This is a genomic window from Arthrobacter sp. PvP103, from assembly GCF_017833075.1.
Lineage (GTDB): Bacteria > Actinomycetota > Actinomycetes > Actinomycetales > Micrococcaceae > Arthrobacter.
The window spans coordinates 1,373,496-1,386,391 of the sequence record NZ_JAFIBQ010000001.1; the positions used below are offsets into that span (position 1 = coordinate 1,373,496).

Here is a 12,896-nt window from a genome sequence, read left to right on the forward strand (position 1 = left end):
GCATTCAGTGCACTGCTGCCAATGCGCGACAGCGCTGTGACGTGCCGATGGCTAACCGCCAGCCGGGCAGCCCGAGGTGCCTGATCCCGTCCCGGTCTATGAAGTTCTTTGAGTCTTCGCACCGGCCCCCGCGCCGGTGGTTACTCCTATACGTTTTTCTAGCACCGGAGCACGGGGCAGGCAAGGGATTTCGGGTACATGACACCGGATGAGCCTATTGACCGAACGTTCATGAGAAAATAGCCGGTATGTCTCCAACTGATGCACCAACCAAGCGCGGCCGCCCGGGATACGACCAGCAGTCGGTGCTGCAGATCGCCGTCGAGGTCTTCAACCGACACGGCTACGACGCCACGTCCATGGGCATCCTCGCCGAAAACCTGGGGATTTCCAAGTCGGCCATCTACCACCATGTGCCGTCCAAGGGCGATCTCCTCAAGCTTGCCCTGGAAGAGGCGCTGGGCGGGCTCGAGGCCATCCTGGAGCAGCCGCGGGCCCAGTCCGGCAGTGCCGAGGCGCGGCTGGAGTTCGTGCTCCGCGAGACGATCTCCGTGCTGGTGGAACGGCTTCCGTTCGTCACCCTGCTACTGCGCCTGCGCGGCAACACGGACATCGAGCGCGACGCCATGGAACGCCGCCGCACCTTCGACCACAAGGTGGCGGCCCTAATCTCCGCCGCCCGCGACGAAGGCTCCCTGCGCGAGGACATCGATCCCCGCACGGTCACCCGGCTCCTCTTCGGCACCATCAACTCGATCGTCGAATGGTACAAGCCGGGCGGCTCGCTGTCGCCTGAAAAGCTGGCCGACGACGTCATCACAATGGCTTTCAAAGGGCTCAACGCGACACCCTAGGTCCGTTCCTCCCCATGGTCTCCGTCCGGCCGCCGAACAGCTGCCGGGGCGGTCATTGACGGCGGGAAAAGTGGCGTTCACCCTGTAGTCATGGCCACGAAGTTATCAGACGTCATCTTCGGCGCGTTCCCGGATTTGCGCTACCAGCCCACCCCGAAACGGGTCCGCGCCTTGGCGGGCGGGAACGCCGTCGTCGACACGAACTACGCACTCCTGGTGTGGGAGCCCAAACGCATCACCCCCGTCTTCGCCGTCCCCGAAGTGGACCTGCGGGCAGAGCTGGCGCAGCCCGCGCAGGTGCCCGGCGACACCCCGGAATACGGGGTACAAATCATGCTGGACGCGCCGCCGTCGCTGGATCCGCGCACCGGTTTCGGCCGGCACACAGCGGCCGGGGAGGAGTTCGACGTCGTGACTTCCGACGCGAGGTTGCCCCGCGCCGCCTTCCGGCCGGCTGATCCGGACCTCGCCGGGCACGTGGTGCTGGACTTCAACGCCTTCGACTGGCTCGAGGACGACGAGGAGATCATCGGCCATCCCCGCGATCCGTTTCACCGCGTGGACATCCGGGCGTCGTCACTCACCGTTGAGATAAGGCTCGACGACGTCACGCTGGCCGCCACGAACGCTGCGCAGCTGCTGTACGAGACCATGCTGCCGGTGCGCTACTACATCCCTCCGGCGGACGTGCGGCTGGACCTCATGGAGGCCAGCGACAAGAAGACGGTGTGCCCCTACAAGGGCACGGCAAGCTACCTGAGCTACCCGCCTGCCGAAAACGGCCGGAACGTCGCGTGGATGTACGACCAGCGCTTCCGCGACGCCGCGCAAATCCACGGGCTGGTGTGCTTCTTCAACGAACGCGTGGACATCACCGTGGACGGCGTCCGGCAGGAGCGGCCGGTCACGCCGTGGTCCACGACACCGGCCGGGTCACCCTGACGAGTGCACGGCGGTGTACCAGCCCGCGTAGGCCAACACGGCGGAGAGCAGGACGGCGGCCAGTCCCAGCAGGATCGCATGGTCCTTCCTAAAGAGCAGGGCCACCAGGTTGACCACCAGGACGCCTGCCACCACCAGGGCCTGGAAGAGGCTATTCGCAGCAATCACCCGGGGCGACTCGAACATGCCGCCCGCACCAACCAGAAACGAGATGAGGAACCAGGACGGCAGGACCCATGCCGGGAAAGCCAGCATGACGAGGTCCAGGATCCCCGCCACCTTGCCGATCTTGGTCCGCGGCAGCCACTGGAACCCGCGGCGGAGCGGAACCGGGGGCGGTTGCCCTGGCTGCGGGTCAGTCATGGTGCTGCACCTCGCGTCGGTTGAAAAGGGGCGGCTGAAAGGGAGAGTTAACGGAGAACAGCGCCCCGACGGACGGGGCGCTGTTCCTCAGGCAGGGTGCCAGGAGCTGCGGGTCAAAGCTGGTAATCCGCCATCGTGCTGATGTTCTCGTGCACGCAGAGGATGTTGTGCTCGGAGTCCATGAACCAGGCGCACTTCTCGGATTCAGTTGTACAAATGTGGTTTTCGGTCTTGAGATCTGGGAGATCGTAGTCCTGGAATGCGACGCCCTTGGCTTCCATTTCCCTGACCGTGCGTTCGATCTCGCTGACTTCGAAACTCAGGGTGGTGTGCTCTGAATGCTTACCATCCTTGACCGGCATCAGCTGCAGCATCGGGCCGCCCTCCGAGCCGAACAATTCGCTTCCGTCATCTGCCACGCCCCGGTGCGGGAGCCCCAAAGTGTCCGCATAAAAATGCCGGGCACGCTCTACATCATCGACTGGCAGGACTGTTGTGGCTTTGTTGAGAACTAGGGACATTTCGCCACCTCCTACGCTGAAAATTTTACGCCGGGGCGGCCCGGAAAGATCTTACGAAACCCTCTCTCACTTCTGCCCCCAAAACACCCAACCCTCTCTCACTTCCGCCTCCAAAACACCCAACCCTCTCTCACTTCCGCCTCCAAAACACCCAACCCTCTCTCACATCCGCCCCCATCTGCTGAACGCGATCGCGGACGTCAGGATTTTGACGCCTCTTTGCAAATGAGAATGATTCTCATATACTCTCGAGTCATGAATGTGACAGTTGTAAGTTCCCTGGATGGCTTCTGCCGGCAACAGGCCTGCGCAGCCCTGGCCGCGGATTCGCCCGGCGCCCTAGTTGTATTCCACGACCTGCTCGAAGACGGGTTGGTCATTCGCCGGATCTTCAGGGATGGCACACGGATTGACCGTGACGAATCGCTACTGGAGCACGGCTGCCTCAGCTGCACCGTGCGCCTGCATGTTGTGCCCACCGTGGGCGGTCTGTTGGAGGAAGGCTCCCACATTATTCTGGGCCTGCCGCCCGCCGTGGCGTCAGCGACGGCCGTGGACGCACTGTTGAAAGGCCTCGGGGCATCAGTCACAGTCGATTCGGCAGTGCTTGCCTGCGCTCCCGATGCAGTGGAGGACCAGATCTGGGACCACCACACCTTGTTCGAGTCCGGTTTCACTCCGGTTGCGAGCGATGACCGGACGCCGGGGGAATTCCTGGTCGGGGAACTCGCGTTCAGCGACACGGTCCTGCTGGCCGATCCCGCCCTGGTGCCAGTGGATCCCGGTGCCCGGGAACGTGGCATGCAGCTCATCCGGGAATTGGCCCCCCACGCGAGGGTGACCACTGGCGACGGCGGCGTCCGGCCGGGACGGCATGACCCTTCGGAGGCAACGGCCAGGACCAGACCCGGCTCAGTGCGGGTACCCGCGCAGTCTTGCACACCGTTCAGCACTGTGGTGCAGCGGATAGAGCGGCCCCTTCATCCTGAGCGCTTCCGGCACGCCCTGGCGGCGCTTGCGGAGGGATGCTGCTGGCTCCGTGGGCGGCTCTGGATGGCATCAGCTCCCGATTGCCGGATCGCCATCGAGGGTATCGGCCCGCGCGTGTGGCTTGAAAACACTGGACCCTGGCAGGCCGGCCGGGCATCCCGCCCGTCCATGCCTCCGGAGGCCGGCCCCGACTCCGCACTCGACTGGCACCCGGACTTCGGCGACCGCGGGACCGTCCTGGCCGTCACGGGCGACGAGGCCGACGCCGCAGAGGTCGCCGCGTTGCTTACGGCGTGTGAGCTGTCAGAGACGGAAATGTTCTCGGGCACAGCCTCATTCCCTGCATTCCCTGATCCATTCGGCCTTAACCACCCAACCGAAACATCGCAAAGGAGCACATCATGAAAGTTCGGAACTCGCTGCGGGCACTGAAGAAAATACCTGGAGCCCAGATTGTCCGCCGTCGCGGCCGCACCTTCGTTATCAATAAGAAGAACCCTCGAATGAAGGCCCGCCAAGGCTGAACTTCAGCCAAAACCCCAACGCTCTCTCACCCGGATGGTGAGAGAGCGTTGGGGAAAAGCCCGCCGCAAGTGAGAGAGCATTGGGGAAAAGCCCGCCACAAGTGAGAGAGCGTCCCAGGGGTTGTTTTGTCTCCGGGTTACTTTTCGACGAGGGTGAGGACGTCGTAGGTGGCTACGATTTCGTCGTTCTGGTTGGTCAGGACCGCATCCCAGGCCACTTCGCCGTACTCGTCGGTCTCGCGCGGGGTGATCTTCTTGGCGGTCAGGGTGACGCGGATGGAATCGCCCGCCGCCACCGGGGTGATGAAACGCAGGCTCTCCAGGCCGTAATTGGCCAGCACAGGGCCCGGGGCAGGCTCCACGAACAGCCCGGCGCCCCACGCCAGCAGCAGGTAGCCGTGCGCCACGATGCCCGGGAAGAACGGATTGGCCTCCGCAGCCTCCTGGTTGGTGTGGGCGTAGAACGTGTCGCCCGTGGAGTTGGCGAACTTGGTGATCTCGTCCAGGCTCACTTCGCGCAGCTCGGAGCGGATCGCGTCGCCAATGTGCAGCGTGCTCAGGTGCTTCCGGAACGGGTGCTGGCCTTCGGTCTCGAGCGTGAAGTTACGGTCGGCCCCCGTGTGCCAGATGCCTGTGACGGCGGTGAGCATGTTGGGCGAACCCTGGATGGCGGTGCGCTGCATGTGGTGCATCACCGAACGGATGCCGCCCAGTTCTTCACCGCCGCCGGCACGTCCCGGGCCGCCGTGGACCAGGTGCGGCACCGGCGAACCGTGACCGGTGGAGCTGCGGGCGTCCTCGCGGTTGAGCATCAGGACGCGGCCGTGGTGCGCGGCGATCCCGGTGACCAGCTCGCGGGCAACCTCGGGATCGTTGGTGCACACCGAAGCCACCAGAGAGCCGCCACCACGGGCGGCCAGGCGCACGGCGTCGGCCAGGTCGGTGTAGCCAATCACGGAGGACACCGGGCCGAAGGCTTCCAGGGAGTGGACTTCCTCGGCCTCGGCGTCCGCCCAGCTGAGCAGCACCGGGGACATGAAGGCACCGTCTTCGACGACGTCAACTCCCCCGTCCGCCTTGGTCACCCTGGGCGAATCGAGCGTGCCGTACGCAAGCTCGCCGCCGGCGTCGAGCATTGACTGAACAGCGGCGCGGACATCGGCAAGCTGCTCAAGGGAAGCGAGCGCACCCATGGTGACGCCCTCGGCACGGGGATCACCCAGCACCACGCGTTCCTCGATTCGGGCACCCACGGCGGCAACGACGTCGGACACCATGCTTTGTGGCACGATGGTGCGCCGGATGGAGGTGCACTTCTGGCCGGCCTTGACGGTCATTTCGGTGACCACGGACTTGATGAAAGCGTCGAACTCCGGGGTGCCCTTGACCGCGTCCGGGCCCAGGATGGCGGCGTTGAGCGAATCCGTCTCCGACGTGAAGCGGACGCCGCCCTTGACCACATTCGGGTGCGACTTCAGTGAATTGGCCGTGGAGGCGGAGCCGGTGAAGGACACCAGGTCGCGGTAATCGAGGTTGTCCAGGATGGTGCGGGCCGAGCCGGAGATGAGCTGCAGCGAGCCCTTGGGCAGGATGTTGGACTCGATCATGGCCTTGACCACGGCCGCCGCCACGTAGCCCGTGGGAGTTGCGGGCTTGACGATGGTGGGAACACCGGCGATGAAGGCGGGCGCAAACTTCTCCAGCATGCCCCACACCGGGAAGTTGAAGGCGTTGATCTGCACGGCGACGCCCGGGATGCGGGTGTAGATGTGCTCGCCGGCGAAGGAACCGTCGCGGGACAGCACCTCCATGGGGCCGTCCACCACCACCTGCGAGTTGGGCAGCTCGCGGCGGCCCTTGGAGCCGAAGGTGAAGAGCACGCCGATTCCACCGTCGATGTCCACCATGGAATCGATCTTGGTGGCGCCGGTCTGGGCGGACAGCTCATAGAAGTGCTCGCGGCGGGCGTTGAGGTACTGCGCCAGTTCCTTGAGCTTGAGGGCGCGCTGGTGGAAAGTCAGCGTGCCGAGTTCCTTCTGGCCGGTGGTGCGTCCGTAATCCACGACGTCGGCAAGGTCCAGTCCCTCGGTGCTCACCTTGGCGAGGAGCTCGCCGGTGCTGGCGTCCAGGACGGGGACGGCGGAAGCCGTCGCTCCGGCGTCGGGCGTCCACCAGGCGTCCCGGACAAAACTGGGAACAGTCTCCACAGTGTCCAGCGAGGATTTCGGAGCAGTTGCAGTGGTGGTCATCGTTGACGGGTCCTTCCAGCGCGGGGCAAGATCATCACGGCCAGTGCATTACTGACCGTCCGTTCGGTAATATGTCTACAGTACATGAATGTGCCTTGCTGCACACTAGAGAAGCCGGACTGGTTCCAATGCCGGTCCCGCCCAAGCAAGCCGTCCGCGGCACCCTAAGGAAAGAGAAGTGGCCATGCAGCCCGAAACCGGCAGCGCCGAACTGTGGAAGATCACACTGGGGGAACTCGACGAGAAGATGGGCGTGAAGATCGTCGAGGAATCCGTGGAACGCGTTGTTGCCACGATGCCGGTGGAGGGCAACCGGCAGTCGTTCGGGCTGCTGCACGGCGGTGCCTCCTTGGCCGTGGGCGAGGCCGTGGGCTCCTGGGCCGCGGTGATCCACGCCAGCACCATGGGCAAGACCGCCGTGGGCGTGGACGTCTCCGCCACCCACCACAAGTCGGCGCGCGAGGGCCAGATCACCATCACGGCCACACCCATCCACCTGGGCGGAACGCTGACCACGCACGAGGTCCTGCTTACCAACGAGGCCGGGCAGCGCCTGTGCACCCTCCGGATAACCAACCTCCTGATGGACCGGAAAAACTGACGCCAAAAAAGATCCATGAGTTTGCATCCAAAGAGGACGTCCCGCAGGTAGTAAGGGCGTAAGCACAAACACAGCCCGTTACCGGGCGTCCCTCTGAGGAGTTTGAAATGCGCAAAACAACGTATGCCGCCGGAGCACTGTCGCTCGCGGCCGCACTGGCCTTCGCATCCCCGGCACAGGCCGGCGGCTGGCACCACGACGACGACCCTGCCAAGCTCTCGGTCCTGCACGGCGTGCCCGGCCTGACCGTGGACGTATGGGTGGACGGCAAGCTCACCCTGGATGATTTCACTCCCGGAACCCTGGCCGGCCCGCTGGAGCTGGATGCCGGCGACTACGAAATCGCCATCACCGCCTGGAACGCCACCAGCGCCGACAACCCGGTGATCGGTCCGGTGACCGTGGATCTGGAGGAAGGCGGCAACTACACCGCGGTGGCCCACCTCGACGCCGACGGCGCCCCCACGGCCACGCTCTTCACCAACGACACCAAAGCTCCCCGCAACGACAAGAAGGGCAAGCTGACGGTCAGGCACGTAGCCGCAGCACCCGCCGTCGACGTCCTGGCCGGCGGATCGGCAGTGATCGAGGGACTCAGCAATCCGGACGAGGCAACCCTGAAGCTCAAGGCCGGAACCATCTCGGCGTCCGTGGCCGCGGCCGGGACCACCGATCCCGTGATCGGGCCGGCTGACATCACCGTCGAGGGCGGCAAGAACACGATCGTCTACGCCTGGGGAAGCCTGGCCGACGGTACCCTGGGCGTGGCCGTCCAGGTTGTTGACTCCGAGGACCGGTGGCACGGCCGTCGCTGAGGCGGCCCGCAGGAACGACGTGCGCCATCACTGATCGCCAATACCGGCGGGGCCGCCTGACAGGCGGCCCCGCCGTCGTTTCCACCCCGCGCCCGGCCGCGAACGCGACGTCCCGCCGTCGTGCTTCAGAGCGCCCCGCCCGCCGCTTCCGGCGTTCCGGAGTCGTGGCCTCCGCCGCCGTGACCCCCATGTCCGCCGCCATGGTGGCCGCCATGACCGGCGCCGCCGCCGGCGTCACCCACCCGCTCGCGGGCCAGGAACATCTCGACGTCGAAGAGGTTGTCCGCCCGGCGCGCGACGTTCAGGAGGGTGGACATGGACGCGACTTCTTCCACCTGCTCCTTGAGGAACCAGAGCATGAACTGTTCGCCCAGGGGGTCGTTTTCGGCCCTCGCCGCGGCGAAGAGCGCCTTGATGCGGTCCGTGACCTCAATTTCCTGCGCCAGGGCCAGGACCAGGGGCTCCTCCGCCGAAGTGAAGTCGTTCCGGACCGGGTCGATGCCGGGAATCGAAATCCTGATGCCGCGGTCCAGGATGTACCGGACCATCATCATCGCGTGGTTCCGCTCCTCCAGCGACTGCCGGTAGAAGTGCTTGGCCAGCCTGGGCAAATCCTGCCCGTCGAACCACGCCGCAATGGCGATGTACTGCTGGGATGCTGCGAATTCATTGCCCACCTGTTTGGCGAGCAGGTCATTGAATGTTGCGGCGCTCATGGGGCTCTCCTCGAGTCGGGGGTCAAGGCTGAGGACCTGCGGCACGGAGGCTCTGCGGGGCCCGGGGTTGCCGGAGGGCCTTCCTTGAGCTTGCTCCGCTGCGGAGTCGGCGGTCAAGGCCCCGTACTATGGCCTAGCGCCAGCGGGCACGGCATAATGTGGTTCCACAGGTCTCACTGCCGCTCGAAGGAGCCATTGATGACGCCTCCCGGCCCGCACGATTGGGACGCCGCTCTCGATCATGCGTTCGCGGCCGGGCAGGAAGCGGCCCTTGCCGAGGCCTACCGGCGGCTGAGCCCGCTCGTCTACACGCTGGCGCTGCGGTCGCTGGGGGAACGGGCAGCGGCCGACGACGTCACGCAGGAAGTCTTCATCCGCGCCTGGAAGTCACGCCTCAGCTACCGGCCCGAGGCCGCGCGGCTTCCTGCCTGGCTGGTGGGGATCACGCGTAATGCCATCTCCGATGCGCTGTCCGCCCGGATGCGCCGGCAGGAGCTGGAACATGCTGCGGGGCAGTTCGTCGGCGATGAGCGCGGCGCCGGACCAGTGGCTGCTGACGTGGAAGCCGTGGCCGACCGCATAACCTTGGAGGAAGAGCTGGAGCGGTTGGGCGATCCACAGAAGGCGATCATGAAGCTGGCGTTCTACGAGGACCTCACGCACGATCAGATTTCGTCGCGCCTGCAGCTGCCCCTCGGCACCGTCAAGAGCCACATCCGTCGCAGCCTTTCGCGGATGCGCACCCGCCTGGAGGTGGGCCATGAAGCATCTTGACGATGAGCAGCTGAGCCTGATGGCCCTCGGTGAACCCGCCCTCACGCCGGCCGAGGCTGACCACCTGGCGTTCTGCCGTGAATGCGCGGGCACTCTGGCGGCCCTGGAACGCACCGTCCGCGCCGCCACCGTGGATCCCGCGGAAGTGGAACTGGCCACGCCCGGACCGCACACCTGGGCAGCCATCCATCAGGCATTGGGCCTCTCCCCCGAGCAGGCGCAGGACCCGTTGAGCAGGCCGGCCCCCGCCGGAGGCACGACGGGAAGCTCGACGGCGACGGAAGGCACGACGGCGGGCGCCGGCTCGACGGCGACTGTCGCCACCGTGCCTGCCACCGCGGAGCAGGTCAGAGCGGAGCAGGCGGCCTCGGAGCCTGTCGCCGCGCCGACGCCTCTCCGGCGGCGCGCCGGGGGCGCGAGGCCGGGTTCGGCACGTCGGAACGGGTCCCCCGGAACAGCTTCGGGTGCCCGGCGGTGGGTGGCCATGGCCGCGGCCGCAGGGATCGTGGTGGGCGCTGCCGCAGTGTGGGCCGGCTACAACGTCCTTGGACAAGGGCCGGAAGCAATGCCTTCACCCACGCCGACGGCCCCGCAGGCGGTGGTCATCGCCCAGGCTCCCCTGCAGCCCCTCAAGTCCTACACCGCCAGCGGCAAGGCCCTGGTGGAGGAGCTTCCCGACGGCACACGCCAGCTGGTGGTGCAGCTCTCGGCGGGCCAAATCAGCGGTTACCGTGAGGTGTGGGTGATCTCGCCGGACCTCTCCAAACTGGTGAGCCTTGGCGTGCTGGACGGCGAGCCCGGCGTCTTCGCCATCCCCGCCGGCCTCGACCTTGCCCAGTACCCCATCGTTGATGTGTCCAACGAGCCGTTCGACGGCAACCCCGCACATTCATCGGACAGCATTGCGCGGGGTGAATTGGCCGCGGAAAGCTGAGCAGCCACGCCGCCGAGTATTTACCTCTGCGGCCCGTTTACCTTCGTGAAGCCGGCCCGGACCTTTGGCAGGCCGATTTCCAGTAACGGCTTCCGGCTCAAGGGGCAGGTTCGGGGGACGGGTTCAGCGCCGGGGGGCTGCCTACCGGCGGGAGCGTCGCCTGGCAAGGACCAGGACAACACCGCCGAGCAGCAGCACGCCTGCCCCGACACCGGCCGCAGTGAGCAGGCCGTCGGCGCCGGTGGCCGGCAACTGCCCTGAGATGGCTGCCGGGGTGATGCCGGCGGGAACAACCACCGGTGCCGGGTCAACCACGAAGGTGAGGTTCACCGGCGCGGAAGCCACGCCGTCGACCGCTTGGCTGACCGTCACGTTGTGGGTGCCGGTCGCGAGCCCCGCCGGCAACGGCGCGCTCCAGGTCCCGTCCGAGGCGGCCTGCACCGGTACGCCATCCACCGTGACGGTCACCGCCGCGCCCTTCAGCGCTGACCCGGTGATTCTCCGGGGAACGGCGTCGTGGGCGAAGTGCTGACCGTCGCGGATGCTGGCAATCACAGGCGATGGCGGCACCACCGTGAACGTCCGGCTCGCCGCCGGGCTCGCGGCGACGCCCCGGGCGGTCTGCACCGCGTTGACGGTGAAGGATCCGTACCTCGCCTCGCCTGTCACCGGCACTGCCCATTTGCCGTCCAGCCCCACCACGGCCTGCCCGGCGGCGTCGCCGGAAAGTTCCACCGTGGCACCGGGCGTTCCGGTGCCCTCAATGCGTTCCAGGGCCGTGAGCGCGGCACCCGCGGCCGGGCTGGCAATGACAGGGGCCGGGAGCTCCGAAGGCAGCACTGTGACGTCCAAGCTGCTGGCTCCGGAGTGGCTGAAGCCGTTCACCGTTTCGGCGGTAAACCGCAGCCGGCCGGCCGGTGAGGGGGCTGTGAACTGCCATTGCCCGGCGGCGTCCACGGGCACCTCCACAGGTTCCTGCCCGGGCACGGTGATGCGGACCTTCGAACCCGCGGCGACGGCGGAGGCGGGGGCCGCGGGGACCTTCCCGGTGATGGCCTGGCCGAGTGCCACTCCGCCGCCGTCGGCCGGCTCCGTGAGCAGGGGTTTGTTCAGGAACAGCTGAAGCTGCACGCCGGGAAGCCGGGTCATGGCATCCTCCAGCGTGGTGGCAACGGCAAAGTTGTTGATCGGCTGGCCGGGAACGACCTGGTCCCCCGCGGAGTGGGTGCCGACGGCGAAATTACCGCTGATCCAAGGTCCGCCGGAGTCGCCGCCGCTGGACTGGACGGAGGTGGACAGGAAGCCGCGGAAGGCCCGGAGGTCGGACGGGTCGGCGGTGAAACCGCCCACGACGTAGATGCCCACTTCGTCCACGGTGCCGCAGGACCAGCGGGCGGTCCGGCCGGACCGGCAGACGGCTTGTCCGGGGGACGGCGATGCGGTTCCGATGATCTTCACGGCCGTGGATCCTGGATCCGTGGGCGCATCCCAGCGGGTGGTTGCGGGCTGGACGTCGAGGCCCGGCCGGATGTCCCCGATCACGGCGATGTCCGTGCCCACGTTTCCGGGGCTGGCCTCGTCGCCGGTGATCCACGAGTTGCCCGGGCCGCCGAACTGGCTGTAGCCCAGGGTGCCGAGCAGTCTGTTAGCGGGCGATTCCGGACTCTCCACGTTGGCTGTTGTGAGGGTGCCGTCTTCGGTGCAGTGGCCGGCAGTCAGGACCAGCGGTTTCCCGTCCGGGCTGTACGCGCCGTAACCGGCGGAGCAGATGACGCCGTTGTTGAGGACATAGCCTTGCCCGCCGAAGAAGTCCTCCTCCGGGGCAAGGGGTGCGCCCTCCTCCAGGCGGACGTTCGAGTAGCGCGCCACGAATTCGGACGGTGAAGGCGAGGCCGCTGAGGGTCCGGGGTTGGCCGGGTTGGCCGGGGCGCCTTCGGCCTCCGGCTGGTTGGTGCCGCCGGCGCGGATCACAAAGCTGCCGTTGGCATATGCCACAGCCTGAAGGCCTGCGGCGCCCACCTCGCGGACGTAGTCCTTGAACAGCTGGTCCGTGCTGGCCGCGACGCGTTCCGGTGCGGCCGGAGGCGCAGGCGCCGCGCTGGACGCCACAAGCACAAAATCCCCGGGTCCCGCGGCGTTGAGTTCCGCCACCCGGGCTTCGAGCTCCGGGCCGCTGCCCTCGACCACAATCCGGCCGTCTTTCAAGCTGATTCCCACGTAGCCGGGCAATCCGTGCAAGGAGGCGACGGCGTCGGCCGCGCGTTTGCCCTGGTCACCGGCGGCGTTGAACTGCTCCAGTGTCATGCCCAGGTCGCGGAGGATGGCCTCCGTCAGGCCGGCGTCGCTGATGGCGGGCGCGGAACCGCCCGCGGCGGGCGGTGCGGTCGCGGCGGTGGTAGCAGTCGCCGCGGACGCAGGTGCAGGCGCGGCGGTGGTCGGGGTGGCTGGGTCCGGGGTGGCTGCGGCCGGCGCCGACACGGAGGGGTCGGGAACCGGCGAACCGGACTCTGCGACGGCGGGAACAGCCAGGAAGGTGCCGCCGAACGCCAGGGCGGCACAAGCGGCCAGCCCCAGGGCGCGGTTGAACGGGTTCCGGCCGGAATGATGCGTCAT

At 66.9% G+C, this 12,896-nt stretch carries 13 protein-coding genes; 8 read left to right on the forward strand and 5 right to left on the reverse strand.

Translation table 11 applies throughout. From position 1 onward, the window contains the following. The first annotated feature begins 248 nt into the window (after window positions 1-248). A complete protein-coding gene (locus JOE41_RS06330) occupies window positions 249-854 on the forward strand; it encodes a TetR/AcrR family transcriptional regulator (RefSeq protein ID WP_011693075.1) in 606 nt (201 codons plus the stop codon). A 90-nt stretch (window positions 855-944) separates the two neighbouring features. Beyond that, window positions 945-1,796 (forward strand): DUF427 domain-containing protein, encoded by an 852-nt coding sequence (locus JOE41_RS06335; protein ID WP_011693076.1) that lies wholly within the window; start codon window positions 945-947, stop codon window positions 1,794-1,796. On the opposite strand, the gene JOE41_RS06340 is transcribed toward JOE41_RS06335, so the two are convergent. After that, complete coding sequence (locus tag JOE41_RS06340) at window positions 1,788-2,159, reverse strand: hypothetical protein (protein WP_209751549.1); 372 nt, start codon at window positions 2,157-2,159, stop codon at window positions 1,788-1,790. The genes JOE41_RS06335 and JOE41_RS06340 overlap by 9 nt on opposite strands. Before the next feature lie 113 nt (window positions 2,160-2,272). Further along, window positions 2,273-2,680 carry a VOC family protein gene (locus JOE41_RS06345; protein ID WP_011693078.1) on the reverse strand — a complete coding sequence of 136 codons (408 nt, stop codon included), beginning with the start codon at window positions 2,678-2,680 and terminating at the stop codon, window positions 2,273-2,275. A gap of 255 nt (window positions 2,681-2,935) precedes the next feature. On the opposite strand from JOE41_RS06345, the gene JOE41_RS06350 reads away from it, so the two are divergent. Then, window positions 2,936-4,075, forward strand: coding sequence for a GTP-binding protein (locus JOE41_RS06350; protein WP_209751552.1), 1,140 nt, complete (start codon window positions 2,936-2,938; stop codon window positions 4,073-4,075). Then, the gene (ykgO, locus tag JOE41_RS06355; RefSeq protein ID WP_011693081.1) at window positions 4,072-4,194 is read left to right on the forward strand and encodes a type B 50S ribosomal protein L36; all 123 of its coding nucleotides are present in this window, start codon (window positions 4,072-4,074) and stop codon (window positions 4,192-4,194) included. The genes JOE41_RS06350 and ykgO overlap by 4 nt, the downstream gene beginning before the upstream one ends. A 137-nt stretch (window positions 4,195-4,331) precedes the next feature. Here ykgO and paaZ read toward each other — a convergent pair whose 3' ends face one another. Continuing rightward, window positions 4,332-6,443 carry a phenylacetic acid degradation bifunctional protein PaaZ gene (gene paaZ / locus JOE41_RS06360; RefSeq protein WP_011693082.1) on the reverse strand — a complete coding sequence of 704 codons (2,112 nt, stop codon included), beginning with the start codon at window positions 6,441-6,443 and terminating at the stop codon, window positions 4,332-4,334. A 184-nt stretch (window positions 6,444-6,627) separates the two neighbouring features. On the opposite strand from paaZ, the gene JOE41_RS06365 reads away from it, so the two are divergent. Together JOE41_RS06365 and JOE41_RS06370 are read left to right on the forward strand one after the other, a co-directional pair. Continuing rightward, window positions 6,628-7,044: a PaaI family thioesterase gene (locus JOE41_RS06365; RefSeq protein WP_043430976.1), complete on the forward strand. Its 417-nt coding sequence runs from the start codon at window positions 6,628-6,630 to the stop codon at window positions 7,042-7,044. A 107-nt stretch (window positions 7,045-7,151) separates the two neighbouring features. Then, a complete protein-coding gene (locus tag JOE41_RS06370) occupies window positions 7,152-7,859 on the forward strand; it encodes a DUF4397 domain-containing protein (RefSeq protein WP_209751553.1) in 708 nt (235 codons plus the stop codon). A gap of 125 nt (window positions 7,860-7,984) precedes the next feature. Here the strand turns inward: JOE41_RS06370 and JOE41_RS06375 are convergent, their stop codons facing one another. Further along, entirely contained in the window at window positions 7,985-8,575 is a 591-nt protein-coding gene (locus JOE41_RS06375; protein WP_209751555.1) for a ferritin, read from the reverse strand. Between the two features lie 198 nt (window positions 8,576-8,773). Between JOE41_RS06375 and JOE41_RS06380 the strand changes: the two genes are divergently transcribed. Together JOE41_RS06380 and JOE41_RS06385 are read left to right on the forward strand one after the other, a co-directional pair. After that, window positions 8,774-9,349 carry an RNA polymerase sigma factor gene (locus JOE41_RS06380; protein ID WP_011693086.1) on the forward strand — a complete coding sequence of 192 codons (576 nt, stop codon included), beginning with the start codon at window positions 8,774-8,776 and terminating at the stop codon, window positions 9,347-9,349. Continuing rightward, window positions 9,336-10,283 carry an anti-sigma factor domain-containing protein gene (locus JOE41_RS06385; RefSeq protein ID WP_209751556.1) on the forward strand — a complete coding sequence of 316 codons (948 nt, stop codon included), beginning with the start codon at window positions 9,336-9,338 and terminating at the stop codon, window positions 10,281-10,283. The genes JOE41_RS06380 and JOE41_RS06385 overlap by 14 nt, the downstream gene beginning before the upstream one ends. Window positions 10,284-10,424: 141 nt before the next feature. Here the strand turns inward: JOE41_RS06385 and JOE41_RS06390 are convergent, their stop codons facing one another. Then, window positions 10,425-12,896, reverse strand: coding sequence for a trypsin-like serine protease (locus JOE41_RS06390; protein ID WP_209751557.1), 2,472 nt, complete (start codon window positions 12,894-12,896; stop codon window positions 10,425-10,427).